The organism is Rathayibacter sp. VKM Ac-2856, assembly GCF_013205055.1.
Classification (GTDB): domain Bacteria; phylum Actinomycetota; class Actinomycetes; order Actinomycetales; family Microbacteriaceae; genus Rathayibacter.
In genome coordinates, this window is sequence record NZ_JABMLF010000006.1 from 306,744 (window position 1) to 331,903 (window position 25,160).

Genomic DNA, 25,160 nt, shown 5'->3' on the forward strand with positions numbered 1-25,160 from the left:
CAGCGAACCGCAGAACAGCGAAGGGCCCGGAGGATCATCCTCCGGGCCCTTCGTCGTGCGTGCGGTGCGGGTCAGCCCTTGCGGCGGCCGAGCAGCGCCCAGGTGGTGGGCAGCAGCGCGGCGGCGAGCAGGATCTTGAGGGTGTCGCCGACGAGGAACGGCACCAGGCCGCCGGTCAGCACCGAGCCGAGGTCGGCGGGGTAGCCGAGCGAGCCGAGCGCGGTGGCGAGCCAGGGGAGTCCGACGAGGTAGATCGTGGCGGTGCCGGCGAGGAAGGTCACGATCGTGCCGACGACGCGGCGGTCCCACTCGCGCTGCGCGAGCCAGCCGGTGACGATCGACGCGAGGACGAAGCCGACGATGTAGCCGCCGGTCGGGCCGGCCAGGACGGCCCAGCCGCTCGAGCCCTCGGTGAAGACGGGGGCGCCGAGGGCGCCGACGAGGGCGTAGACGCCCATCGAGAGCGCGCCGCGGAGGGCGCCGAGCGTGGTGCCGACGAGCAGGACGGCGAAGGTCTGGCCCGTGATCGGGACCGGCCACATCGGAATGTACAGCTGCGCCATGCCGGCGGTGAACGCGGCGGCGGCGAGGACGAGCACCAGATCGGTGACGAGCGAGCGGGTGAGCAGCCGGTCCGCCAGGACCGGTCGCGACGGGGCGAGAGAGTAGCTGGACATGTCTGTTCTCCAAAGACCGTGTCGCCCGAGAGCGAGGAGCGAGCGCGTCCGCGGTGAGCGGACGTGGATCCGCCCCGCGGCTCAGGAAATATACTAGGGGGCTGCCGCGTCGCGGCCTCTTGCCCCACACCTCCCGAACCGAACGCCATTTCTTGGCGGGAACGGACAGCACAGTGCTCAGCGTGCACGACCTCGAACTCCGAGTCGGCGCCCGACTCCTGATGGAGAACGTGTCCTTCAGAGTCGGCGACGGCGACAAGGTCGGCCTCGTCGGCCGCAACGGCGCGGGGAAGACGACGCTGACCAAGGTCCTCGCCGGCGACCTCATCGCCGCCAAGGGCTCGGTCGACCGCGGCGGCGAGATCGGCTACCTCCCGCAGGACCCGCGCTCGGGCGACCCGGAGGAGCTGGCGCGCACGCGCATCCTCGACGCCCGCGGTCTCGGCCAGCTCGTGCTGGGCATGCAGGAGGCCACGGTCGCCATGTCGAGCAGTGACACGACGGTGAGCGAGGCCGGCATGAAGAAGTACGGCAACCTGACCGACCGCTTCCTCTCGCTCGGCGGCTACGCGGCGGAGGCCGAGGCGGCGTCGATCGCGAGCAACCTGAACCTGCCGGACCGGATCCTCGACCAGCCGCTGAAGACGCTCTCCGGTGGTCAGCGCCGCCGGATCGAGCTCGCCCGCATCCTCTTCTCGGACGCGCAGACGCTCATCCTGGACGAGCCGACCAACCACCTCGACGCCGACTCTGTCGTCTGGCTCCGCGAGTTCCTCAAGAGCTACCGCGGCGGCTTCATCGTGATCAGCCACGACATCGAGCTCGTGGGCGAGACCGTGAACCGCGTGTTCTACCTCGATGCGAACCGCCAGGTCATCGACGTCTACAACATGAACTGGAAGAACTATCTGCGCCAGCGCGCGGCCGACGAGGAGCGCCGCAAGAAGGAGCGCGTCAACGTCGAGAAGAAGGCGGGAGCCCTGCAGCTGCAGGCCGCCCGCTTCGGCGCGAAGGCGTCCAAGGCCGCGGCGGCGCACCAGATGGTCGCCCGCGCCGAGCGGATGCTCAGCGGCCTCGAGGAGGTCCGCGCCGTGGACCGCGTGGCGAAGCTGCGCTTCCCGACCCCGTCCGCGTGCGGCCGGACGCCGCTGCAGGCGCAGAACCTCTCGAAGAGCTACGGCTCGCTCGAGATCTTCACCTCCGTCGACCTGGCGATCGACCGCGGGTCGAAGGTCGTCATCCTCGGGCTGAACGGTGCGGGCAAGACGACGCTCCTGCGCATCCTCGGCGGCGTCGACGCTCCCGACACCGGCGTGATCGAGGCCGGCCACGGTCTCCGGATCGGCTACTACGCCCAGGAGCACGAGACGATCGACGTCAAGCGCTCGGTGCTGGAGAACATGGTCTCCTCGAGCCCGAACCTCACCGAGACCGAGGCCCGTCGCGTGCTCGGCTCGTTCCTCTTCACGGGCGACGACTCGCACAAGCCGGCCGGCGTCCTGTCCGGCGGTGAGAAGACGCGCCTCGCCCTGGCGATGATCGTCGTCTCCGGCGCGAACGTGCTGCTGCTCGACGAGCCCACCAACAACCTCGACCCGGCCAGCCGCGAGGAGATCCTCGACGCACTCGCGCACTACGAGGGCGCGGTCGTCCTGGTGAGCCACGACGAGGGCGCCGTCGAGGCGCTGAACCCGGAGCGCGTGCTGATCATGCCCGAGGGCACCGAGGACCACTGGACCTCGGACTACCTCGACCTGATCATGCTGGCCTGACCGATGCTGATGCTGATCGAGTAGGCCGCGGAGCGGGCGCATCGAGATCCACCGGCGTCAGGCCAGGGGTGTGCAGACCCGCCCCGCAGTCGACGGTGGGTCTCGATACGCCCCTTCGGGGCTACTCGACCAGCATGACCCGCCGCCGGCGCCTCCTCCGGGGAGATCCTCGAGCTCAGCGGGCGTCGAGCAGCTCGTCCTCGATCTCGGCGTCGCTGCGGCCCCGGCGGAGGCGGCGCTGCTCGCGGCGCTCCTCCGCGGCGATCACCTCGGGGTCGTCCGCGTTCCGGATGCGGTACTCGTGCCGGATCGCCCAGGCGAGTCCGCCGAAGCCCATGATCGCGAACAGCACCCACTGGATCGCGTAGCTGATGTGCAGGCCCTCGTCCGCGACGGGCTTGATCGCGGCGAGCGGCCGCTCGTCGATCGGCGCCGGGTCCTCCTGGACGAGGAGTCCGTACCCGGTGGTGCGCACCGGCTCGTCGAGCTGGGCCGAGAGGTCGTCGAGCTGGATCGTGGCGATCTGGCCGGCGGGTGCGCCGCGGCCCTCGATGCGGCCCTCGCCGGGCTTCAGGCGGGCGGTGACCGTCACCTCGCCCGCGGGCGGAGCCGGGACCATGTCGGGAGAGTCCTGCTCGGAGCCGACGGGGACCCAGCCGCGGTCGACGACGAAGACGCTGCCGTCGGCCAGGCGCAGCGGCGTCAGGATCTCGAAGCCGGGGTTGCCGTTGTACGGGCGGTTGCGGACGAGGGTCTCGTCTCCGGTCTCGTACACGCCGGTCACCTCGACCGGCCGGTACTCGAGTGCGTCGTCCCAGGCGGCACCGGCCGGGAGGAGTCCGTCGAGGGCGACCGGGTCGGCGTTCCAGTTGGCGGTGACCAGGCGGTTCGTGCTCGCGGCCTCGTCGAGGCGGGCGACCTGCCAACGCGACAGCAGGACGCAGGCGATTGCGAAGACGATCGTGAGGGCCAGGTAGCCGAACCAGCGGCGCGAGAACGCGAAGCGCCAGGACGGGCGCGACGCGGGCGCGGTCACAGCGCGGCTCCGCGATCGGTGGTGAGGAGCGGCTTCACATCGAGCGGGAACTCCCGGGCGGCGAGGAACTCGCGCAGGAACTCGAGGTGCTCACCGCAGGCCAGCCAGGTCTTCCGGCGGTCCTCCGCATGGATGCGCGGGTTCCGCCACTCGATGGCCCAGGTCGCGGTGAGCGGGCAGCCCGCGCGCGAGCAGGCGTGCTGGTCGGGCACGCCGCCGAGCGGGATCACCGCCGGCCCTCGGTCGGGTCGCCGCCCTCGGGGGACTCGGCGGAGCCGGCTGCGCCACCGGCGGTCGGCGGCACGTACGGCGGCACCGGCCGGGAGAGCACGATCGCTCCGGGGCGCTCGACCGATCCGCTCTCGCCGGCGCTGCCGACGTTCGCGAGCACGACGGCGAAGTAGGGGAGCACGATGGCGCCGAGCGCGAAGAAGAGCAGCCACCAGCCCTGGGCGAAGATCAGGCAGATCACGCAGACCATCCTGATGCCCATGGCGATGGAGTACTTGATCGCACGGGAGCGACGCGCCGCACTGGGCGACGGCGGGAGGGAGGTGAGCGATTCGCGGGGTTTCACAGCTCGATAAGACTACGTCGTGGGCGGCGGGCGGACCCCTGGCGTTCCCTCTCAGCGGATGTGTTGCGCATCGCGCCTCTAGGATGTAGGGGTCGTCCGGAGCCGCCCGCGCGCCGGCGGAGAGGGACACCATGACCACGCCGCGCACCGTCCTCGTCACGGGGGGCAACCGGGGGATCGGCTACGCCATCGCCGAGGAGTTCGTGGCGGCCGGTCACCGGGTCGCGGTCACCGCGCGCTCCGGGTCGGGCCCCGAGGGCTCGTTCACGGTCGTCGCGGACGTCACCGACTCCGCCTCCATCGACGCCGCCTTCGCCCAGATCGAGGCCGAGCTCGGCCCGGTCGAGGTCGTCGTCGCCAACGCCGGCATCACCCGCGACATGCTGCTGCTGCGCATGTCGGAGGACGACTTCACCTCGGTCGTCGACACGAACCTCACCGGCGCCTTCCGCGTGGTCAAGCGGGCGTCGAAGGGGATGCTCAAGCAGAAGTTCGGCCGCATCGTCCTGATCTCCAGCATCGTCGGCCTCTACGGCGGACCCGGTCAGATCAACTATTCCTCCTCCAAGGCCGCGCTCGTCGGCTTCGCCCGGTCGCTGACCCGCGAGCTCGGCGCCCGCAACATCACGGCGAACGTGGTCGCCCCGGGCTTCATCGAGACCGACATGACGGCGGAGCTCCCGGCCGAGCAGCAGGCGGAGTACCGCAAGAGCATCCCGCTCGCCCGCTACGGCACGGCCGCCGAGGTCGCGAAGGTGACCCGCTGGCTGGCGGGCGACGAGGCGGACTACATCTCGGGTGCGGTCATCCCCGTCGACGGCGGCCTCGGGATGGGGCACTGACCGTATCAGCTGTGGGCTTATATCCGGCGGATATCAGCTTTATGCTTATGGGATGACCGAACCCTCCGTCGTCGCGGTGCTGCTCGACCTCGTCGACTCGCGCGAGATCGCCGAGCGATCGGCGGTGCAGCGCGAGATCGAGCGCGGCTTCGCGGCGGTCGACGCCGCGGTCCCCGCCCTCGAGCCTCTGCATCCCACGGTGGGCGACGAGTTCCAGGCGGTCTACGCCTCCGTGCCGGCTGCACTCGGCGCCACGCTGCAGGCGCGGCTCGCACTGCCGCCGGGGATCGACTGCCGCGTCGGTCTGGGCCGCGGCCCCGTCCGGGTCGTCGGCTCGGGCGTCGCGGGCGATCTGCAGGACGGGCCCGGCTGGTGGCGCGCGCGAGCGGCCATCGACCGGGCGCACGCGCTCGAGGACGGCCCGGTGCCCACCGCGCGCGGCTGGTTCGTCGGCTCCGACGCGCCCGACGCCGAGGAGGCCGCGATCAACGCCTACCTCCTCGCCCGGGACGCGCTCGTCGGGCCGATGAGCGACCGCGAGCGGCGCCTGGTACTCGGGACGGCCCGCGGCGTGCCCCAGCGGGTCCTCGCCGAGCAGGAGTCGATCACCCAGTCCGCGGTCTCGCAGGCGCTCCGCCGCGCGGGAGCCGGAGCCCTGCTGACCGGCGCGGCGCTCCTGGCGGACGCGTGCTGACCGCGCTGCTGCTGGCGCTCGTCGGAATCGCCGACCTCGCCCGCACCCATCTCGGCCGGCCCGCCGCCGCTGCCGCGATCGCCGTGCTGTGGGCGGCCGCGGCACTCGCGGCTGTCCTCGGCCTCGGCGCCGCGGTGCCGGGCGCCGTCATCGTCGTCGCCCTCGCCGGCGCCTGGCTGCTGCTCACCACCACCGCGGCGAGCGCCCGTCCGCCCGGGGGACTCCGGCCCGCCGTCGGTCTCGTCGTCGCGGTCCTCGTGCTCTCGGTCGTCGATCGCGCGGGCGGTCCCGCCGCGGGGGTCCTCGTCGACGCGTACGACGGACTCGGGCGCTCGGGACCCGTCCCGCAGATCGGCCAGGCGCTGCTCGCGGTCGGCGCCGCGCTCTTCCTGCTCGAGAGCGGGAACGTCGTCGTCCGCGCCGCCCTCTACCGCGAGCTTCCGCAGCCGGTCGCCGCTCGCGCGCGCTTCTCGCTCCGCGCCCGGTTCGCCCGCCCGGTGCCCGAGGAGGTGCGCGTGCCGGACCTGCGGGGCGGGCGCGCCATCGGACCGCTCGAGCGCCTGCTCGTGGCCGGGCTCACGCTGGCCGGTGCGATCGGTCTCGCCGGCGCCGTCTTCGCGGCGAAGGGCATCGTCCGCTTCCCGGAGATCTCCCGCGACGGCGAGAACGGGTCGAAGGCGGAGTACTTCCTGGTCGGCTCGCTGGTCAGCTGGGCGCTGGCGCTGGGCGCGGCGGCGCTTGTCGCTCTCGCCGGCCGCTGACGCCCGACGCCTGCGTCGCGCCCGGCGACGGGCCGGTGCTCAGCCCCGCAGGCCGAGGACCGGCAGCAGCTGGCTGAGGTCGAGGCCGTCGACGACGAGGTCGGCGCGCTCGCGCACCACGGGCTTCGCGTTGAAGGCGACGGAGAGGCCCGCGACCCGCATCATCTCCAGGTCGTTCGCGCCGTCGCCGACCGCGATCGCGCGCTCGAGTGGCACGCCGGACTCCGCCGCCCACTCGCACAGCGACGCGGCCTTCGCGGCGGCGTCGATCACGGGACCGTCGACCGCGCCGGTGAGGCGCCCGTCGCGGCTGCCGAGCCGGTTCGCGCGGACGAAGTCGAGACCGAGAGCCCCGGCGACCGGGTCGAGCACCTCGTGGAAGCCGCCGGAGACGACGCCGATGCGCCCTCCTGCGGCGTGGATGCCGGCGACGAGCGCCTCCACGCCGTCCGTCACCCGGACCCGGCCGCTCACCCCGGCGCAGACGTCGTCGAGGACGCCCGCCAGGGTGGCGACCCGCTCGCGCAGGCTCTCGCCGAAGTCGATCTCGCCGTGCATCGCGCGCTCGGTGATCGCCGCGACGCGCTCCTCGGAGCCCGCGTGCGCGGCGAGCAGCTCGATCACCTCGTCCTGCAGCAGCGTGGAGTCGGCGTCGACGACGACCAGGAAGCGGGCGGGTGTGCGCAGAGGCTCACTCAAGGACGGGCCAATCGATCGGGTCCGCGCGCCGGCCTGACCGGCGGCGCGGAAGCGCAGTGCTCTCGACCCGCGGGGGTGCTACGGGCGGACGACGACGCCCTTGCCGACGACGGTGATGCCCGACTCGGTGACGGTGAACCCGCGCTCGCGGTCGTGGTCGTGGTCCACGCCGACACGGGCGCCGGGCTCGACGACGACGTCCTTGTCGAGGATAGCGCGCGCCACCACGGCGTCCGGGCCGATCCGGACCTTGTCGAAGACGACCGAGTCGGAGACCGTCGCGTTGGACTCGATGACCGCCCACGGGCCGACGACGCTGCGCTCGATGTGCGCGCCGGAGATGACCGTGCCGAGCGAGACGACCGAGTCGACCGTCGTGCCGAGGTTGCCCTTGCCGTCGCGCACGATCTTCGCCGGGGGCGAGTTGAGCTGCGACGAGAAGATCGGCCACTGCTGGTTGTAGAGGTTGAAGACGGGGAGTGCCGAGATGAGGTCCTGGTGCGCCTCGAAGAACGAGTCGATGGTCCCCACGTCGCGCCAGTAGTAGCGGTCGCGGTCGGTGGAGCCGGGGACCTCGTTGAGCTTGAGGTCGTAGACGCCGGCCTCGCCGCGCGCGACGAAGTCGGGGATGATGTCGCCGCCCATGTCGTGGTCGGAGGTCGAGAGCTCGCCGTCGCGGATGACCGCGTCGATCAGGGCGTCGGCGTCGAAGACGTAGTTGCCCATCGAGGCGAGGACCTCGTGCGGGGAGTCGGCCAGGCCGACCGCGTCCTTGGGCTTCTCGAGGAACTCCGCGATCTTGGTCGGGACGATGCCGTCGCCGGCCTCGTCGCCCGCGAGCTGGATGACGCCGAACTGATCGGCGAGCTCGATCGGCTGGCGGATCGCCGCGACCGTCGCCTTGGCGCCGGACTTGATGTGCGCGTCGATCATCTGCGAGAAGTCCATGCGGTAGACGTGGTCCGCGCCGACCACGACGACGATGTCGGGCTTCTCGTCGCGGATCAGGTTGAGGCTCTGCAGGATCGCGTCGGCCGAGCCGCTGAACCAGCGCTTGCCGAGCCGCTGCTGCGCCGGGACGGACGCGACGTACGAGTTGAGCAGCCCCGAGAGCGTCCAGGTCTGCGAGACGTGGCGGTCGAGCGAGTGCGACTTGTACTGCGTCAGCACGACGATCTGCGTGAGACCCGAGTTGATCAGGTTCGACAGCGCGAAGTCGATCAGGCGGTACTGGCCGCCGAAGGGGACCGCGGGCTTGGCCCGGTCCGCCGTGAGGGGCATGAGCCGCTTGCCCTCGCCGCCGGCGAGGACGATGCCGAAGATCTTCTTTGACTGCATGCCCCCACAGTAGAGGTCCGGCGCAGTCGCGTGGCTGCGGGTGTCGGCGGAGGATCGCGCTGTACTACGGTTCGGGGGTGCGAGTCGATCTGCTGACCAAGGAATATCCGCCCGAGGTGTACGGGGGAGCCGGCGTGCACGTGGCCGAGCTCACCAAGGCCCTCCGCCACGACATCGAGGTCGTGGTGCGCTGCTTCGGCGCGCCGAGGGACGAGGAGGGCACGTTCGCGTACCCGGTGCCCGCCGAGCTGGCTGCGGCCAACGGCGCGCTGCAGACCCTGGGCGTCGATCTGCAGATCGCGCAGGACGCGGCCGGCGCCGATCTCGTGCACTCGCACACCTGGTACGCCAACGCGGCCGGCCGCCTCGCGCAGCTGCTGCACGGCGTGCCGCACGTCGTCTCGGCGCACAGCCTCGAGCCGCTGCGGCCGTGGAAGGCCGAGCAGCTCGGCGGCGGCTACCGCGTGTCGAGCTGGATCGAGCGCGAGGCGTACGAGAACGCCGACGCGGTGATCGCGGTGTCGGGCGGGATGCGCAACGACATCCTCCGCTCCTACCCGGCTCTGGACCCCGCGAAGGTGCACGTCGTCTACAACGGCATCGACCTCGACGCGTGGCACCCGGTCGAGGACGAGGCCGTCCTCGCCGAGCTGGGCATCGACCCCTCGCGTCCCTCCGTCGTCTTCGTCGGGCGGATCACCCGGCAGAAGGGGCTGCCCTACCTGCTGCGCGCGGCCGCGATGCTGCCGCCGGAGGTGCAGCTGGTGCTCTGCGCCGGCGCCCCCGACACCCCCGAGATCATGGCCGAGGTCACCGAGCTCGTCCGCGGACTCCAGCAGGAGCGCACCGGCGTCGTGTGGATCGACCGCCATCTGCCGCGCCACCAGCTCTCCGCGGTGCTGACCGCCGCCACGACGTTCGTCTGCCCGTCGATCTACGAGCCGCTGGGCATCGTGAACCTCGAGGCGATGGCGTGCGGGGTGGCCGTGGTCGGGACCGCGACCGGCGGCATCCCGGAGGTCGTCGTCGACGGCGTCACCGGGCGCCTCGTGCCGATCGAGCAGGCGACGGACGGGACGGGCACGCCGCTCGACCCCGAGCGCTACGTCGCCGACCTCGCGGCCGCGATGGCCGAGGTCGTCGCCGACCCCGCCGCGGCCAAGCGGATGGGCGAGGCCGGCCGGCTCCGGGCGCAGAGCGACTTCAGCTGGACGCAGATCGCCCGGGACACCCGCGCGATCTACGACTCGCTCGTCTGACCCCGCAGCCCGCTCCCTTTAGACTGGATCTCATGCCCAGCGTTGTCTCGTTCGTCGATGTGTCCTTCGTCCGGAACGGCAAGCGGATCCTCGACCACGTCGACTGGACCGTGTCCGAGGAGGAGCGCTGGGTGATCCTCGGCTCCAACGGAGCGGGGAAGACCTCGATCCTGCAGATCGCCGCGGCGCAGAACTACCCGTCGACCGGCACCGCGCAGCTGCTCGAGGAGACGCTCGGCCGCGTCGACGTCTTCGAGCTGCGCCCCCGCATCGGCTACGCGTCGACCGCGATGGCGCGACGCCTGCCCGCGGGCGAGACCGTGCTCGACGTCGTGATGACCGCCGCCTACGCCGTCACCGGCCGCTGGAACGAGGGCTACGACGAGATCGACGAGCGCCGCGCGCGCCGCGTGCTCGTCGAGTGGAAGCTCGACCACCTCGCCGACCGCACCTTCGGCACGCTCTCCGACGGAGAGCAGAAGCGGGTCCAGATCGCGCGCGCGATCATGACCGACCCGGAGCTGCTGCTGCTCGACGAGCCGGCCGGCAGCCTCGACCTCGGCGCCCGCGAGGAGCTCGTGCAGCTGCTCGGCGGCTTCGCGCAGGACCCGGCGTCGCCCGCGATCGTGATGGTCACCCACCACGTCGAGGAGATCCCGGCCGGCTTCACCCACGCGCTGCTGCTGCGCGACGGCGCCGTCGTCGCGGCCGGTCCGCTGGCCGAGGCGCTGACCGAGGCGACCCTCGCGGAGGCGTTCGGCCTCGACATCGCGCTGACCCACGAGAACGGGCGCTACTCCGCTCGAGCGCGCTGAGCGCGAGGCCGGACCCGCTGAGCTCGGCGCGCCACGGCTGATCCGCGCGCCGCACCTCCTCGGGTGGCCCGCGGTCTGCTATTCTCGGTAGCTGGTTCGGGCCCGTTCGCGGTGCGCCCGCCACTCATCCACCCGCATCGGTCGACGACGGACGCGGTTCAGGACCACAAGCGACAGGACACGATCATGCAGACCGACATCCACCCCAAGTACGAGGCCATCGTGTTCCGCGACCTCGCCTCCGGTGAGACCTTCCTCACCCGCTCGACGGCGACCAGCAACAAGACGATCGAGCTCGACGGCGTCACGTACCCCGTCATCGACGTCGAGATCTCCTCCGCCTCGCACCCGTTCTACACGGGCAAGCAGCGCATCATGGACTCGGCCGGCCGCGTCGAGAAGTTCAACTCGCGCTACAAGAACTTCGGCAAGTAGGCTCACGCCGCTTCCCCTCGAAGGGCCCTCGACCTCACGGTCGGGGGCCCTTCGTCGTTCCCGGACGCTGCCGCGGTGCCGGGCGAGGATCTTCGGCTCGTGGAACCGCCCCGGGCTCGCGGAAACAGGCGGCTTCCGCGTGCCGAGGGTGATCGCGCGTGCCGGAGGTGGGTGCTGCGTGGCGAGCGGGGACGTTCGGCTCGTGAACCGAGCTCCGGCTCGCAGGAACAGGCCGATTCCACGTGCCGAGGGTGGTTTCGCGTGCCGGAGGTACGTGTTGCGCGGCGAGTGGGGACGTTCGGCTCGTGAAGTGAGCCTCGGCTCGCAGGAATCGGCTGATTCCACGTGCCGAGGGTCGTTCTGCGTGCCGGAGGTGGGGTGGGAGGGGTTCGGCTCGCGGAACGGGCTTCGGCTCGTGGGAAGCGGCGGATTCTGCGTGCCGAGGGTGGTTTCGCGTGCCGGAGGTGGGGGAGGAGAGCGTGTGGGGACGTTCGGTTCGTGAAGTGAGGTGGGGCTTGTGGCGGTCGGGGTTGTAGGTGCCGAAGCCGGGAGGGAGGCACTCGACCAGCAGAGCTCCCTCGCCGATCGCGGAGGTGGGCGGCGGGTGCATCGGGATCCGACTGCTGCTCGCACGGCGGTCGGCGGGCCTCGATACGCCGCTTCGCGGCTACTCGACCAGCATGGAGGGATCGTCTCGTCCGCGCGGTTCGCCCGTTCGTGCTGATCGAGGAGGGTGGGCGCCCGCTCGCACGTCGTCGCGGGGTCTCGATACGCCGCATCGCGGCTGCTCGACCAGGATGTGCGGCGTGCTCGTCTCGCCGGCGCGGCGCCGCCTCCTTCATGGTGATCGAGGAGGCCGCGCAGCGGGCGCATCGAGATCCGCCGACCGACCGCACGCCGCTGGGCGGCTTCGGCGGATCAGTAGCGGTAGAAGCCCTCGCCGGTGGCGGTGCCGAGGCGGCCGCGGTCGAGGTACTCGGTCTTGAGGTGCGCGGCGAAGGCCTGGGAGGCCTCGTCGGGGGATGCGACGGCGACGTGGTAGGCGGTGCTCAGGCCGATGACGTCGAAGATCTGGAAGGGGCCGAGGGGGGCGCCGGTGCCGATGCGCCAGGTCTTGTCGATCGTCTCGGGGTCGGCGTAGCCGCCCATCAGCAGGCCGCTGGCGGCGTTCAGGAGCGGGACCAGCAGCGAGTTGAGCAGGTAGCCGGCCTTCTCCTTCTGCAGGACGATCGGCTCGAGTCCGCTCTCGACGGCGAAGGCGACGACCGCCTCGACGACGGCCGGATCGGTGTCGGCCGTGCCCATGATCTCGGCGGTGTTCTGCACCCAGACGTGGTTGGCGTAGTGCAGGGCGAGGAAGCGGTCGGGGCGGCCCGTCGACTCCTTCAGGTCGCTGGGGAGGAGCGTCGAGGAGTTGGTGGCGAGGATCGTCCGCTCCGGGGCGAGCGCGCCCAGGCGGCCGTAGAGCTCCTGCTTGAGCGCGAGGTCCTCGGGGACCGCCTCGATGACGAGGTCGGCGTCCGCGACGGCCTCGGCGAGATCGGAGGTGAGTCGGAGCGACTCGAGGGCGGCGGCGGCACCGCCGGGGATGCCGCCGGCGACCTGCTGCGACTCGTAGACGCCGGCGAGACCGCGGAAGCGCTCGCGCGCGGTGGCGAGCACCTCGTCGGAGACGTCGTAGCTCGTGACGGCGAAGCCGTGGAAGGCGGCCTGGAACGCGATCTGGGAGCCGAGGACTCCGCTGCCGAGGACGGTGACCTTGTGGATGGTGGCCATGACTGCTCCTTCGTGCGGGACTCGGGCGGTGCCGCGGTCCTCCGAGTCAACCGTCGAGCCTCGCCAGGGTCGAGCGGTTGCGCTCGGCCGCGAGGGTGGTGACGCGGTAGCGTCCGGGGCATGGTGTCCTTCGCCGACAAGCCGATCCTGCCGTTCACGACGCCCGAGGAGTGGGACGAGTACCTCCGCGGTGCTCCCGATCCGGGTGGCGTGCGGCTGAAGCTGCGGAAGAAGGCGGCCGTGGATCCGGGCATCACCTACGCGGAGGCGCTCGACGTCGCGCTCTGCCACGGCTGGATCGACGGGCAGGCGGGAGCCTTCGACGAGCAGTTCAAGCTGCAGGCGTTCACCCCGCGCCGCCGAGCGAGCCCGTGGTCGAAGGTCAACCGCGACCACGTGGCGCGGCTGCTCGAGGAGGGGCGGATGCTGCCCGCCGGGCTCGCCGAGGTCGAGCGCGCCAGGGCCGACGGGCGCTGGGACGCGGCCTACCGGCAGCGCGACGCCGAGGTCCCGGCCGATCTGCTGGCGGCGCTGGAGGCCGAGCCGGCCGCCGCCGCGTTCTTCGCGACGGTCGGCGGGCAGAAGCGCTTCGCGTTCCTCTTCCGGCTGTCGCAGCTGAAGCGCCCGGAGACGCGCGAGCGGCGCATCGCGGAGTACGTGGCGCTGCTCGCGGAGGGGCGCACGCTGACCTGAGCCGGGCGCGACCGGGCCGCGGGATCAGTGCCGGACGGGCCAGGCGCCGTCGGCGACGAAGCTCTCGTCGCGGACGCGGCGCATGTACTCCTGGAACGACTCGGCCTGCGTGCGGCACCAGTCGACCTGGAGCGCGTGCAGCGCCTCGGCGTCGCCGCCGAGCTCCTCGGCGAAGGCGCGGCCGAGGGCTTGGGCGACCCGGCCCGCGGCGATCGCGTCGGCGCCGGCGTCGTGCGCCTCGGTCAGCGGGACGCCGTAGTGCAGCGCCGCCTGGACGAGGGTGCGCTTGCCCTTGCGGTAGCGGTCGACCGCCTTGTCGATGACGAGCGGGTCGATGACGGGGCAGGGGTCGATCAGCACCGGGACGCCCCAGCGCCGGGCCTCGAAGGCGAGCAGCGAGAGGTCGTAGGGGGCGTTGTAGATGACGATCGGGACGCCGCGGGCGAGGAGCGAGCGCAGCGCCTCCGACACCTCGGCGACGACCTCGCCGGCCGGGCGGCCGTGCTCGCGGGCGTGCTCGGTGCTGATGCCGTGGACGGCGCTGGCGCCGGCCGGGATCTCGATGCCGGGGTCGGCGAGCCAGGTCGTGCCCTCGATCGGCGTGCCGTCGGCGTCGATCACGCCGACGTGCGCGGTGACGATCCGGCTGGTGCGGACGTCGATGCCGGTGGTCTCGAGGTCGAAGACGGCCAGGCGGTCGAACCAGCGGGTGCCGTCGGCGTCGGCCGATGCCTCCGACGGGCCGGCGGACGACGAGTCGGCGGACGACGACCCGGTGGACCCGGACTCGTCGAGCAGGCTCTCGTCGAACAGCGTCGGTGCCTGGTTCGTCTCGGTGGTGCTCACGCAGCCAGCCTAGGCGGGGCCTCCGACATCGTCGGGAGGCCCCGCGGCGTGCTGGCGAGCCGGGCGCGGGAGGGACGGGACCCGGTCAGCGGGTCTGGCCGGCCTTCGCGACGTGCAGCCAGAAGAAGCCCTGCGTGCCGAGCGTCATCGTGAGCGCGCCGTCCTCGGAGAAGCCGGGGAAGCGGCCGCCGCCGAAGAGGTCGGTCAGCGTCGAGCCGGGGTTCTCGGGGTCGGTGATCGTGACCGAGACCGGGTTGTGGTTGAAGCTGAAGACGCAGAGCACCTCCTCCGGCTGGTCGCCCATCGCCGTGCCGGAGCCCGCGTAGTCGCGGACGAAGGCGAGCACCGACTCGTGGTCGGTCTCCAGCACGCGCATCGAGCCGAGACCGAAGGCCGGGTGGCCGCGGCGCACGTGCAGGACGTTCCGCATCCAGTGCAGCAGCGAGCGCGACTGGGCCAGCTGCGCCTCCACGTTGACCTGGTTGTAGTGGTAGACGAGCGACTGCACGATCGGCTGCACGAGCTTGCCCGGGTCGGCCGCCGAGAAGCCCGCGTTGCGGTCCGGCGTCCACTGCATCGGCGTGCGCGAGGCGTCGCGGTCGTTCAGCCAGATGTTGTCGCCCATGCCGATCTCGTCCCCGTAGTAGAGGAACGGGCTGCCGGCGAGCGAGAAGAGCAGGGCGTTGATGAGCTCGAGCTCGGCGCGCGAGTTGTCGAGCAGCGGGGCGAGCCGGCGGCGGATGCCGATGTTGGAGCGCATCCGCGGGTCGTAGGCGTACCAGCCGTACATCGCCTGCCGGTACTCCTCGGACACCATCTCGAGCGTGAGCTCGTCGTGGTTGCGGAGGAAGACGCCCCAGGCCGCGCCCGAGGGGATGTCGAAGGTCTCGGAGAGGACCTTCTTCAGCTCGTTCGCGGTCTGCGCGCGGAGCGAGTAGAAGATGCGCGGCATGACCGGGAAGTCGAAGGCCATGTGGCACTCCGGCTCCTCCTCGGTGCCGAAGAACGCGGCGACCTCGCGCGGCCACTGGTTCGCCTCGGCGATCAGGATGCGGCCGGGGTAGTCGCGGTCGACCATCGTGCGCAGGTTCTTGATGAAGTCGTGCGTGGGCGGCTCGCCCTCGCCGTTGCCCTCGTCGGACTCGTAGAGGTAGGGGATCGCGTCGAGCCGGATGCCGTCGACGCCGAGGTCGAGCCAGAACTTGACGACGTCGTGGATCGCCTCGTGCACGGCCGGGTTCTCGAAGTTGAGGTCCGGCTGGTGCGAGAAGAAGCGGTGGAAGTAGAACTGGCGGCGCTCGGCGTCGAAGGCCCAGTTCGAGTCCTCGGTGTCGACGAAGATGATCCGGATGTCGGGGTACTTGTCGTCGGTGTCGTTCCAGACGTAGAAGTCGCCGTAGGGGCCCTCGGGGTCCGAGCGCGACTGCTGGAACCACTCGTGCTGATCGCTGGTGTGGTTGAGCGGGAAGTCCATGACGATGCGCATGTTGCGCTCGTGGGCCTTCCGCACCAGCTCGCGGAAGTCCTCCATCGTGCCGAACTCGGGGAGGATCGCCTTGAAGTCGGAGACGTCGTAGCCGCCGTCGCGCAGGGGCGACATGTAGAAGGGCGGCAGCCAGAGCGCGTCGATGCCGAGCCACTGCAGGTAGTCGAGCTTGGAGGCGAGGCCGTTGATGTCGCCGGCGCCGTCGCCGTTCGAGTCGTAGTACGACCGGATCATGACCTCGTAGAACACGGCCCTGCGGTACCACTGCGGATCGAGGGCGAGCCCGGGGAGTTGGATCGGGGACGTGAAGCTCACGGTGCTCCTTCTGCTGCTGCCTGAGCGGGTGACCGGCGCCGCGCCGGGATCGGAGCGGAGGACGGGGGGACGGGCGGTGCGTCGCGCGCGAACGCGCCTTCATGCTTGCGGCTCGGATCGAGGGCCCGCAAGGCGTTGCGGCGGGAAGTTCGACGGGGTTTCCCTACGATGGGGACCGTCATGACCATAGCCTCCCCCTACGCCGCCGACCTCGGGCGACTCGCCATCACCCGGAGCACCGTCGACGTCGCCGGGGCCGCCACCGCCTACTGGAGCTACGGCGATCCGGACGCCGGGACCGTGCTGGTCCTCGTGCACGGGTTCCGCGGCGAGCACCACGGGCTGGAGCCGGTGATCGCGCGCCTGCTCGCGGGCGGCGCGGATGCTCGGGTGATCGCGCCCGATCTGCCCGGCTTCGGCGAGTCGCCGCCGATGACGGCGCACGCGCACGACGTCGACGGCTACGCGGCCTGGCTCGGCGGGTTCCTCGACGCGCTCGGGCTCCGGGGGCGCGCGGTGGTGCTCGGCCACTCCTTCGGCTCGATCGTCTCGGCGGCGGCCGTCGCGGGTGGGCTGCCGACGCCGCTGCTGGTGCTGGTGAACCCGATCGCGGCGCCCGCCCTGGCCGGTCCCCGCGGGGTGCTGACCCGCCTCGCGGTGCTCTACTACCGCGTCGCCGCGCTGCTGCCGCGCCCGCTCGGGCTGCGCCTGCTCGGGGATCCGCTGATCGTCCGGGTGATGAGCCTCGCGATGGTGAAGACGAAGGAGTCGGCGCTGCGCCGCTTCGTCCACGACCAGCACGACCGCTACTTCAGCGCCTTCGCCTCGCGCGACACCGTGCTCGAGGCCTTCCGCGCCTCGGTCTCGCACCACGTCGGCGAGTACGCCGCGCGGATCGAGGCCCCCACGCTGCTGATCGCCGCGGCGCAGGACGACATCACCCCGCTCGCCGCGCAGTACCGCCTGCTCGAGGCGCTGCCGCACGCGTCGCTGCACGTGATCGACGGGGTCGGCCACCTGATCCACTACGAGACGCCGGACGAGGCGGCCGCCGTCCTCCGCGCGGCCCTGGACGAGGGGATCGACCGATGAGGATCGTCGTCGACTGCCGGTACACCCGGCTCGAGCGCCACGACGGCATCAGCCGCTACACGGCCGAGATCGTCGGCGAGCTGTCGAGGCTGCACGACGTGACGATGCTGATAAGCGACCGCCGCCAGCTGGCGATGCTGCCGGATCTGCCGTGGGAGCGGGTGACGTCGCCGACCGGGCCGTTCGAGCCGTTCGTCGCGCTGCTGGTGAACCGGCTGCGGCCGGACGTCGTCTTCTCGCCGATGCAGACCATGGGCTCGCTCGGCCGCCGCTACCGGCTCGTGCTGACCGTGCACGACCTGATCTACTACCGCCACCGCACGCCGCCGCGCGATCTGCCGCTGCCGGTGCGCGGGCTCTGGCGGCTCTACCACCTGGCCTGGTGGCCGCAGCGGCGCCTGCTCCAGCGCGCCGACGCGATCGTGACGGTGTCGGAGACGACCCGCGGCCTGCTGCGCACGCACCGTCTGACGACGCGGCCGGTCGTGGTCGTGCCGAACGCGGCGACGGCGCCGGACGAGGCGAGTGCGGCGCTGGCCGCGGCGCTGCCGGACCGCTCCGACGCGCGCTCGCTCGTCTACATGGGCTCCTTCATGCCGTACAAGAACGTGGAGTCGCTCGCGCGGGCGATGCGGCTGCTGCCCGACTACGAGCTGCACCTGATGAGCCGCGCGAGCGACGAGACGGTGGAGACGCTGCGCTCGCTCGCTCCGACGGCGAAGCTCGTCTTCCACCAGGGCGCGGACGACGCGGAGTACCGGGCGACGCTGGCGCGCGCGACGGCGCTCGTGACCGCGAGCCGGGACGAGGGCTTCGGCATCCCGCTGGTCGAGGCGATGGCGCTGGGCACTCCGGTGGTCGTCAGCGACATCCCGATCTTCCGCGAGATCGGCGAGGACGCGGCGGTCTACGTCGACCCGTCGAGCGCGAAGAGCATCGCGGAGGGCGTGCGCTCGCTCGAGGACCCGGAGCGCTGGCGGGCGCTGTCGGCGAAGGCGCGGGTGCGGGCCGCGGCGTACTCGTGGCGCGACTCCGCCCGGGTGCTGCTGGAGCTGCTGACGAGCGTCGGGCGCTGACGGCGGGGGCGCCGCTGACGGCGCGACCGCCCCGGGCGCCGGCTCAGGCGGGCGCGCTCGGACTGAGGACGTCCTCGAGGTCGGCGTCGACGACGACCACGTCGCCCGAGTCGTCGACGGCGACGATGCGGAGCGACCCGTCGACGATCGCGAAGTCGTGGCGCGAGCCGTTGCCCACGGTGGTGCCCTGGGCCGGCAGCGCGTCCTCGCTGAGGGCGCGGAGCAGGCTGCCGATGACGGCGCCGTGCGTCGCGACGATCACCCGCTGGTCCGGGAAGCGCTCGGCGATCTCGAGGAGGGCGGCGGTGGCGCGCTCGACGACCTGGGCCCGCGTCTCGCAGCCGGGGATCCGCGCGCCCTCGATGCCGCCGGGGAAGAGCTCGCGCAGCTCGTCGCCGGTCATGCCCTCCGCCTCGCCGTAGGCGCGCTCGGCGACGCCGTCGACGACCAGCGGCTCGGGGAGGCCGAGGCCGCGCGCGATGATCGCGCCGGTCTCGTGGGCGCGCTGGAGGGGGCTCGCGACCACGGCGTCCCAGTCGCGCTCGCGCAGCAGGCGCGCGGCGGCGCGGGCCTGCGAGCGCCCGGTGTCGTTGAGCGGGATGTCGCTCGCGCCCTGAATGCGGCGGGCGGCGTTCCAGTCGGTCTGGCCGTGCCGGACGAGGGTGAGCTGGGTCACGAGGGCCTCTCGGGTGGTGGGGGAGCGGTGGGTCAGCGCGACGGCAGGCGCTCGGCGAGGGCGCGGAGGACCTCGCTCGTGCCGCCGTCGATCTTGATGCCGGCCCGCGAGTCGCCCTTGGTGGTGCCGCGGTTGACGATCACGATCGGCATCTTCGCCCGCCGGGCGATCTCGAGGAAGCGGATGCCGGAGTTGACGACGAGCGACGATCCGGCCACCAGGAGCGCGTCGGCGCCGGCGACGATGGCGCGCGCCTCCTCGAACCGCTCGGTCGGGATGAATTCGCCGAAGAAGACGATGTCGGGCTTGAGGATCCCGCCGCAGACCGTGCACTCCGGGACGGTCATCGCCGAGACGTCGTGCACCTCCGCGTCGCCGTCGGGGTTGAGCGAGGAGATGTCGGGGTCGTCGAGCCAGGGGTTCAGCGCCTCGATGCGCTCGGCGATCGCGTCGCGGGCGAAGTACTGCCCGCAGGTCATGCAGCGGACGCGGTCGGCGGAGCCGTGCAGATCGACGACGCGCTGCGAGCCGGCGCGCACGTGCAGGCCGTCCACGTTCTGGGTGACGACGCCGGTGAGCAGGCCCCGCTCCTCGAGCCGGGCGAGGGCGCGGTGCCCGTCGTTGGGCAGGGTGCTGGTGAAGCGGCGCCAGCCGAGCTGGCTGCCGGCCCAGTAGCGGCGGCGGTAGTCGGGGTCGGCGACGAACTGCGAGTAGGTCATCGGGCTGCGCACGGGCGCCCCGGCCCCGCGGTAGTCGGGGATGCCGGAGTCGGTGCTGACGCCCGCGCCGGTGACGGCGGCGATGCGCCGGCCGGCCAGGAGCTCGACGGTGCGGTCGATCGCGGCGGAGCGCTGCTCGTCGGCGCGACGCAGATCGGCACCGGGGGTCGCCGCCGTCGCCTCGGTCTCGAGCTCGTCGGCTCCCTGCGCTCCCGCGCCGGTGCCGTCGGCGATCGGTGTCGGACCCGACTCCATCCACGCCTCCCTCGGACACCCGCGCACACGGGCACTCCATCGGCCAGTTTAGACCGCGCCGTGCCCTAGGGTTCCGGGATGCCGATCGTGCACATCGAGGACCTCGACCATCCGCTCCTGGCCGACTACCACCGCCTGACCGATGTGGCGCTGCGCCGGGTGCTCGAGCCCGAGGGCGGGCTCTACATCGCGGAGTCGTCGAAGGTGATCGTGCGCGCGCTCGACGCCGGGCACGTGCCGAAGTCGGTGCTGGTGCAGGAGAAGCGACTGCCGGACGCGGCGGAGGTGCTCGAGCGGTTCCCCGACGTGCCGGTGTTCGTCGGGCCGGACGCCGTGATCGAGGAGCTGACCGGGTTCCATCTGCACCGCGGGGCGCTCGCCTCGATGCGGCGGCCGGAGCTGCCGTCGATGGCCTCGCTGCTCGAGGACGCGCGGCTCGTGGTCATCCTCGAGGACCTGGTCGACCACACGAACGTCGGGGCCGTCTTCCGCGCGGCGGCCGGCATGGGGGCCGACGCGGTGCTGGTCAGCCCGCGCTGCGCGGATCCCCTCTACCGTCGGAGCGTCCGGGTGAGCATGGGCACGGTGCTCCAGGTGCCGTGGACGCGGATCCCCGAGTGGGGACCGGCGCGCACCGAGCTGCTCGCCGCGGGCTTCTCGGTCGCGGCGCTCGCGCTCGCGCCGGACGCGGTGCCGCTGGACGAGTACGCCGCCGCCCGGCCGGAGCGCGTCGCGATCGTGCTGGGCGCCGAGGGCGACGGGCTGAGCCGGGCGGCGCTGGACGCGGCGGACACTGTGGTGACGATCCCGATGCTGCACGGCGTGGACTCGCTGAACGTCGCCTCGGCGAGCGCCGTCGCACTGTGGGCGCTGACGCGCGGGCGCTGAGCGGCGTCGGGTCGGCCCGCGCCGCCTCCGCGGTGCTCGCGGGGCGTCCGCCTACGATGACCGGGTGACCTCTCCGACGCGCCCCGACCGCTCGCCGATCGACGTCGTGGGCAGCGTCACCGCTGCACCGGCCGACCCCGCGCCGCGCCGCCGCCGGCCCCGCGCCCTCGCGGTCGTCGGGGTCGTCGTCGCGGCGGCGCTGGTCAGCGCGGGCGGTGCCTACGCGGCGAACGCGGCCGGGGCCGAGCTGCCCGTCGCGACGGCGGTCGTGCAGGAGACGCCGCCGACCGTGATCGACGCACCCTCCGTCGCCTGGCCGTCCTACGGGGCGGGCGCGATCTCGGCGGTCGGCGTGCAGGGGCCGGAGGACGGCGGGATGCTCTCCACCTACGGCTCGACCGGGCAGCTGCCGATCGGCAGCATCGCGAAGGTGGTGACGGCGCTGGTGGTGCTCTCGGCGAAGCCCATCGCCGAGGGGACCGACGGCGGGACCATCTCGTTCACGAGCGCGGACGTCGGCTACTACAACGACTCCGTCGCCGAGAACGGCTCGGTCGCCCCGGTCTCTGCCGGGCTGGAGCTCACGGAGCGCGAGGCGCTGACCGTGCTGATGCTGCCCTCGGCCAACAACTACGCGAAGTCGCTCGCGATCTGGGCCTTCGGCTCGGAGGAGGACTACCTCGCCGCCGCGCGCACCTGGCTGGACGAGCGCGGACTCACCGGCACGGTGATCGCGGACACCAGCGGGCTGTCGCCGGCGACCGTGAGCACGACGCTCGAGATGGTCGTGCTGGGGGAGCTGCTGATCGGCGATCCGGTCCTCGCGCCGATCGTGGCGATGCCCTCCGCGGTGATCCCGGGGGTCGGCACGGTCGAGAACACGAACACGCTCCTCGGGCAGGCCGGGGTGGACGGGATCAAGACGGGCACGACCGACGAGGCGGGCGCGTGCCTGCTGTTCTCGCTCGACACCACGGTCGAGGGGCGGCCGGTGACGCTCGTCGGCGTCGTCGTCGGGGCGCGGACGCATCCGCAGCTCGCCGCGGACGTCCTCACGCTGATCCCGAGCGTCGAGGCGGGCTTCCGCACGGTGACGCTGACGGAGGCGGGGCAGGACTTCGGGAGCTTCACCAGCGCGTGGGGCGAGAGCGCGGTCGCCGAGAGCAGCGAGGCGCAGTCGCTCCTGGTCTGGGGGGCGACCACCGTCTCGACGAGCGTGTCGCTGGACCCGGTCGAGGTCGTCGCGGACGGGCAGGAGGTCGGCACGGTGAACGTGGACGTCAACGGGCAGGCGTACCCGGTGCCGCTCGTCGCGGACGGGGCGATCGAGGACCCGGGGTTCGGCTGGCGCGTGACGAACCCGGGGGAGCTGTTCGGGTAGCGGGGGTCTCGATCCGCCGCTGAGCGGCTGCTCGACCGGCATGTGCCGGGGGCCGCTGCAGCGGGGTCAGGCGTCGTCGATGACGATGCGGACGCCGGCCGTCGCGATGTCGGCGGCGACCTCCTCCGGGGTCGCGTTGCCGGGGACGGGGCTGCCGGGGATCGACTCGGGCGGGCGCTGCAGGTAGGGGCCGGCGTCCGGGCGCTTGGCGGTGACGTAATCGCCGGAGGACTGGTGGCGCACCCGGCGCAGCACCCACGGCACGAGGTACTCGCGCGCCCACTTCACGTCCTCCGTGCGGGCGGCGCGCCAGGTCGTCGACGGCAGCGGCTCGGGAGCGAGCGGCCGCAGCGAGTTCTCCACGTTGAGGGCGCGCAGCACCATCCGAGCCACCTCGTGGTGACCGTGCGGATTGAGGTGCAGGCGGTCGGGCGCCCACATGCGCACGTCCTGGATCTCCTGCAGCGCCCACTGGTCGGCGACGATGCAGTCGTAGCGCTCGGCGAGCGCCCGCAGGTTCTCGTTGTAGATCGCGACCTTGCCGCGGATGCGGCCGAAGACGGGGGAGAAGCTCACGTCGACGCCCGTGAAGAGCACCACCGTCGCTCCGTCCGAGCGCAGGCGCGCGAGACCGTCCTCGAAGCGGCGGGCGATGTCGTCCGGGTCGGTGCCGGGGCGGATCACGTCGTTACCGCCGGCGGAGATCGTGATGAGGTCCGGGCGCAGCGCGAGCGCCGGCTCGATCTGCTCGTCCACGATCTGCTGCAGGAGGCGGCCGCGCACGGCCAGGTTCGCGTAGGCGAAGTCGTCGGTCTGACCGGCGAGGACCTCCGCGACGCGGTCGGCCCAGCCGCGGTGACCGCCGGGGCTGGAGGGCTCGGGATCGCCGATCCCCTCGGTGAAGGAGTCGCCCAGGGCGACGTAGCGGGACCACGGATGACGCTGCTCGACCATCCCTCCATTCTGCGCTCCGTGCGCGCGGAGGGGGTCCCCCGCCCGGACGATCCCGACACGCCGGGACCTCGCCCGCCGGGGCGCGGAGCGGAGGCCGGCGTCGGAGGTGTCGGCTAGCCTCGGTCCACGTGAACAGTCCCTCGAACTTCGGTCATCAGGTCGGCACCTCCGCCGCGGAGCACCTGTCCCCGTCGTTCCCCGGGCGGGCGCCCTGGGGCACCGCGAACAAGCTGCGGGCCTGGCAGGCGGAGGCCCTCGAGGCCTACTTCCAGCAGGAGCCGCGCGACTTCCTCGCGGCCGCGACGCCCGGCGCCGGCAAGACGACCTTCGCCCTCCGCCTCGCCGCCGAGCTGCTGCACAACCGCACCGTCGACCGCATCACCGTCGTCGCGCCCACCGAGCACCTCAAGCGCCAGTGGGCCGAGGCGGCGCACCGCGTCGGCATCCGGCTCGACCCCACCTTCACCAACCGGATGGGCCGGCACGCCCGGCACTACCACGGCGTCGCCGTCACCTACGCGCAGGTCGCCGTGCGGCCCGAGCTGCACCGCGAGCTGACCCTGTCCGGCCGCTCGCTGGTGATCCTCGACGAGGTGCACCACGGCGGCGACGCGCTGAGCTGGGGCGACGCGATCCGCGAGGCGTTCGAGCCGGCCACCCGGCGGCTCTCGCTCACCGGGACCCCGTTCCGCTCGGACACGGCGCCGATCCCGTTCGTCAGCTACCTGCCCGACCAGGAGGGCATCCGCACCTCGCTGACCGACTACGCCTACGGCTACGGCCGCGCGCTCGCGGACGGGGTCGTCCGCCCGGTGCTCTTCATGGTCTACGCGGGCCAGATGCGCTGGAAGTCGAAGGCCGGCGACGAGATGGAGGCGCGGCTCGGCGAGGGCAACACCAAGGACATCACCTCGCAGGCCTGGCGGACGGCGCTCGACCCCAAGGGCGAGTGGATCCCCTCCGTCCTGCGCGCCGCGAACACCCGGCTGACCGAGGTGCGCCGCGGGATCCCCGATGCCGGCGGCCTCGTCATCGCTACCGACCACTACGCGGCGCGGGCCTACGCGGCGATGCTGCGCGAGATCAGCGGCGAGCCGGTCACCGTCGTCCTCTCCGACGAGAAGGAGGCCAGCGACCGGATCGAGGAGTTCTCGAAGGGCGACAGCCGGTGGATGGTCGCCGTGCGGATGGTGTCGGAGGGCGTGGACGTGCCGCGCCTGGCCGTCGGCGTCTACGCCACCTCGGCCTCCACCCCGCTGTTCTTCGCGCAGGCGATCGGCCGCTTCGTCCGGGCCCGCCGCCGCGGCGAGACCGCCTCGATCTTCCTGCCCAACGTGCCGGGGCTGCTCGCCCTCGCCGGCTCGATGGAGCAGCAGCGCGACCACGCCCTCGACCGGCGCGTGTCCGACGACGAGGAGTACCCCGAGGCCGACCTGATGGCCGACGCCGAGCGCGAGGCCAAGGCGTCGTCGGACCTGCTCGAGGAGGGCCGCTTCGAGTCGCTCGGCTCGGCCGCCACCTTCGACCGCGTGATGTACGAGGGCGCCGAGTTCGGGATGGAGGTCGAGGTCGAGAGCGAGGAGGAGCTCGACTTCATCGGCCTGCCCGGACTGCTCGAGCCCGAGCAGGTGCGCGAGCTGCTGCAGCACCGCCAGCAGCGCCAGGCGAAGCGCGCGGGCGGCCGCGCGGGCGCCCACGGCGCCCAGGCGCCGGTGGAGGCGAAGGAGAGCGAGATCCCCGCGCCGCTCTACCGCACGCTCAAGGAGCAGCGCAGCCTGCTCAACTCGCTCGTCGGGCTGTGGGCCCGCAACACGGGGGAGACCCACGGCCAGGTGCACACCGAGCTGCGCCGGCTCTGCGGAGGGCCGGCGGTCGCGCAGGCGAGCGTGACGCAGCTCCAGGCGCGGATCGATCTGCTGCGCAAGAGGATCGGCTCGCACTAGAGGCCCGGCACTATCGGATCGGCGACGGGCGGTCCAGCCCTCGCCGCGGATTCTCGCGGTCCGTACTGTCTGAGCGTGGCCTCCCCGGAAGCACGGGAGGAGCCTCTCGCTAAGCTGGGCAGTCGGTCCGTCGCGAAGGTGACGGACCATCACCC

At 72.5% G+C, this 25,160-nt stretch carries 25 protein-coding genes; 13 read left to right on the top strand and 12 right to left on the bottom strand.

Annotation, left to right across the window (positions count from 1 at the left end; genetic code table 11):
- Positions 1-71: 71 nt before the first annotated feature.
- Positions 72-677, bottom strand: coding sequence for a biotin transporter BioY (locus HQQ82_RS18605; RefSeq protein WP_173235677.1), 606 nt, complete (start codon positions 675-677; stop codon positions 72-74).
- Between the two features lie 173 nt (positions 678-850).
- Here HQQ82_RS18605 and HQQ82_RS18610 point away from each other — a divergent pair, with 173 nt between their 5' ends.
- Positions 851-2,449, top strand: coding sequence for an ABC-F family ATP-binding cassette domain-containing protein (locus HQQ82_RS18610; RefSeq protein WP_173235680.1), 1,599 nt, complete (start codon positions 851-853; stop codon positions 2,447-2,449).
- A gap of 175 nt (positions 2,450-2,624) precedes the next feature.
- Here HQQ82_RS18610 and HQQ82_RS18615 read toward each other — a convergent pair whose 3' ends face one another.
- Genes HQQ82_RS18615 through HQQ82_RS18625 form a run of 3 tightly spaced genes read right to left on the bottom strand, consistent with a single transcriptional unit; the run spans position 2,625 to position 4,062 of the window.
- A complete protein-coding gene (locus tag HQQ82_RS18615) occupies positions 2,625-3,485 on the bottom strand; it encodes an SURF1 family protein (RefSeq protein ID WP_173235682.1) in 861 nt (286 codons plus the stop codon).
- Positions 3,482-3,715 (bottom strand): hypothetical protein, encoded by a 234-nt coding sequence (locus HQQ82_RS18620; RefSeq protein WP_367948017.1) that lies wholly within the window; start codon positions 3,713-3,715, stop codon positions 3,482-3,484. Before HQQ82_RS18620 ends, HQQ82_RS18615 begins: the two co-directional genes overlap by 4 nt.
- Positions 3,712-4,062 carry a DUF3099 domain-containing protein gene (locus tag HQQ82_RS18625; RefSeq protein ID WP_173235684.1) on the bottom strand — a complete coding sequence of 117 codons (351 nt, stop codon included), beginning with the start codon at positions 4,060-4,062 and terminating at the stop codon, positions 3,712-3,714. Before HQQ82_RS18625 ends, HQQ82_RS18620 begins: the two co-directional genes overlap by 4 nt.
- Positions 4,063-4,193: 131 nt before the next feature.
- On the opposite strand from HQQ82_RS18625, the gene fabG reads away from it, so the two are divergent.
- Genes fabG through HQQ82_RS18640 form a run of 3 tightly spaced genes read left to right on the top strand, consistent with a single transcriptional unit; the run spans position 4,194 to position 6,359 of the window.
- Positions 4,194-4,904: a 3-oxoacyl-ACP reductase FabG gene (gene fabG, locus HQQ82_RS18630; RefSeq protein WP_173235685.1), complete on the top strand. Its 711-nt coding sequence runs from the start codon at positions 4,194-4,196 to the stop codon at positions 4,902-4,904.
- Between the two features lie 52 nt (positions 4,905-4,956).
- A complete protein-coding gene (locus tag HQQ82_RS18635) occupies positions 4,957-5,598 on the top strand; it encodes a SatD family protein (RefSeq protein ID WP_173235687.1) in 642 nt (213 codons plus the stop codon).
- On the top strand, positions 5,592-6,359 hold the full coding sequence (locus tag HQQ82_RS18640; RefSeq protein ID WP_173235689.1) for a hypothetical protein: 768 nt from the start codon (positions 5,592-5,594) through the stop codon (positions 6,357-6,359). Before HQQ82_RS18635 ends, HQQ82_RS18640 begins: the two co-directional genes overlap by 7 nt.
- A 39-nt stretch (positions 6,360-6,398) precedes the next feature.
- On the opposite strand, the gene serB is transcribed toward HQQ82_RS18640, so the two are convergent.
- Both serB and HQQ82_RS18650 read right to left on the bottom strand, forming a co-directional pair.
- The gene (gene serB / locus HQQ82_RS18645; protein ID WP_173235691.1) at positions 6,399-7,058 is read right to left on the bottom strand and encodes a phosphoserine phosphatase SerB; all 660 of its coding nucleotides are present in this window, start codon (positions 7,056-7,058) and stop codon (positions 6,399-6,401) included.
- A 78-nt stretch (positions 7,059-7,136) separates the two neighbouring features.
- Positions 7,137-8,396: a glucose-1-phosphate adenylyltransferase gene (locus tag HQQ82_RS18650; RefSeq protein ID WP_173235693.1), complete on the bottom strand. Its 1,260-nt coding sequence runs from the start codon at positions 8,394-8,396 to the stop codon at positions 7,137-7,139.
- Between the two features lie 77 nt (positions 8,397-8,473).
- Here HQQ82_RS18650 and glgA point away from each other — a divergent pair, with 77 nt between their 5' ends.
- The 3 genes from glgA to HQQ82_RS18665 all read left to right on the top strand — a co-directional run bounded on the left by glgA (position 8,474) and on the right by HQQ82_RS18665 (position 10,905).
- Complete coding sequence (gene glgA, locus HQQ82_RS18655; RefSeq protein ID WP_173235695.1) at positions 8,474-9,655, top strand: glycogen synthase; 1,182 nt, start codon at positions 8,474-8,476, stop codon at positions 9,653-9,655.
- Positions 9,656-9,687: 32 nt separating this feature from the next.
- Positions 9,688-10,470 carry an ABC transporter ATP-binding protein gene (locus tag HQQ82_RS18660; RefSeq protein WP_173235697.1) on the top strand — a complete coding sequence of 261 codons (783 nt, stop codon included), beginning with the start codon at positions 9,688-9,690 and terminating at the stop codon, positions 10,468-10,470.
- 186 nt (positions 10,471-10,656) lie between these two features.
- Positions 10,657-10,905, top strand: coding sequence for a type B 50S ribosomal protein L31 (locus HQQ82_RS18665; protein ID WP_173235699.1), 249 nt, complete (start codon positions 10,657-10,659; stop codon positions 10,903-10,905).
- 918 nt (positions 10,906-11,823) lie between these two features.
- On the opposite strand, the gene HQQ82_RS18670 is transcribed toward HQQ82_RS18665, so the two are convergent.
- Positions 11,824-12,681 carry a 3-hydroxyacyl-CoA dehydrogenase gene (locus HQQ82_RS18670; RefSeq protein WP_173235701.1) on the bottom strand — a complete coding sequence of 286 codons (858 nt, stop codon included), beginning with the start codon at positions 12,679-12,681 and terminating at the stop codon, positions 11,824-11,826.
- 120 nt (positions 12,682-12,801) lie between these two features.
- On the opposite strand from HQQ82_RS18670, the gene HQQ82_RS18675 reads away from it, so the two are divergent.
- Positions 12,802-13,374: a YdeI family protein gene (locus tag HQQ82_RS18675; protein WP_173235703.1), complete on the top strand. Its 573-nt coding sequence runs from the start codon at positions 12,802-12,804 to the stop codon at positions 13,372-13,374.
- 24 nt (positions 13,375-13,398) lie between these two features.
- On the opposite strand, the gene HQQ82_RS18680 is transcribed toward HQQ82_RS18675, so the two are convergent.
- Together HQQ82_RS18680 and treS are read right to left on the bottom strand one after the other, a co-directional pair.
- Positions 13,399-14,067 (bottom strand): 3'-5' exonuclease, encoded by a 669-nt coding sequence (locus tag HQQ82_RS18680; RefSeq protein ID WP_254071672.1) that lies wholly within the window; start codon positions 14,065-14,067, stop codon positions 13,399-13,401.
- 238 nt (positions 14,068-14,305) lie between these two features.
- On the bottom strand, positions 14,306-16,021 hold the full coding sequence (treS, locus tag HQQ82_RS18685) for a maltose alpha-D-glucosyltransferase (protein WP_173235705.1): 1,716 nt from the start codon (positions 16,019-16,021) through the stop codon (positions 14,306-14,308).
- Positions 16,022-16,201: 180 nt separating this feature from the next.
- Here treS and HQQ82_RS18690 point away from each other — a divergent pair, with 180 nt between their 5' ends.
- Complete coding sequence (locus HQQ82_RS18690; RefSeq protein ID WP_173235707.1) at positions 16,202-17,113, top strand: alpha/beta fold hydrolase; 912 nt, start codon at positions 16,202-16,204, stop codon at positions 17,111-17,113.
- Positions 17,110-18,189 (top strand): glycosyltransferase family 1 protein, encoded by a 1,080-nt coding sequence (locus tag HQQ82_RS18695; RefSeq protein ID WP_173235709.1) that lies wholly within the window; start codon positions 17,110-17,112, stop codon positions 18,187-18,189. Before HQQ82_RS18690 ends, HQQ82_RS18695 begins: the two co-directional genes overlap by 4 nt.
- 43 nt (positions 18,190-18,232) lie before the next feature.
- Here the strand turns inward: HQQ82_RS18695 and HQQ82_RS18700 are convergent, their stop codons facing one another.
- On the bottom strand, positions 18,233-18,865 hold the full coding sequence (locus HQQ82_RS18700; protein WP_367948018.1) for a histidine phosphatase family protein: 633 nt from the start codon (positions 18,863-18,865) through the stop codon (positions 18,233-18,235).
- Between the two features lie 32 nt (positions 18,866-18,897).
- Positions 18,898-19,839, bottom strand: coding sequence for a Sir2 family NAD-dependent protein deacetylase (locus HQQ82_RS18705; RefSeq protein WP_173235711.1), 942 nt, complete (start codon positions 19,837-19,839; stop codon positions 18,898-18,900).
- A 78-nt stretch (positions 19,840-19,917) separates the two neighbouring features.
- Here HQQ82_RS18705 and HQQ82_RS18710 point away from each other — a divergent pair, with 78 nt between their 5' ends.
- On the top strand, positions 19,918-20,727 hold the full coding sequence (locus tag HQQ82_RS18710) for an RNA methyltransferase (RefSeq protein WP_173235713.1): 810 nt from the start codon (positions 19,918-19,920) through the stop codon (positions 20,725-20,727).
- 64 nt (positions 20,728-20,791) lie between these two features.
- On the top strand, positions 20,792-22,108 hold the full coding sequence (locus tag HQQ82_RS18715) for a D-alanyl-D-alanine carboxypeptidase (protein WP_173235715.1): 1,317 nt from the start codon (positions 20,792-20,794) through the stop codon (positions 22,106-22,108).
- Between the two features lie 66 nt (positions 22,109-22,174).
- Here the strand turns inward: HQQ82_RS18715 and HQQ82_RS18720 are convergent, their stop codons facing one another.
- On the bottom strand, positions 22,175-23,062 hold the full coding sequence (locus tag HQQ82_RS18720) for an SGNH/GDSL hydrolase family protein (protein WP_173235717.1): 888 nt from the start codon (positions 23,060-23,062) through the stop codon (positions 22,175-22,177).
- A gap of 128 nt (positions 23,063-23,190) precedes the next feature.
- On the opposite strand from HQQ82_RS18720, the gene HQQ82_RS18725 reads away from it, so the two are divergent.
- Complete coding sequence (locus tag HQQ82_RS18725; RefSeq protein ID WP_173235719.1) at positions 23,191-25,005, top strand: DEAD/DEAH box helicase; 1,815 nt, start codon at positions 23,191-23,193, stop codon at positions 25,003-25,005.
- Positions 25,006-25,160 lie beyond the last annotated feature (155 nt).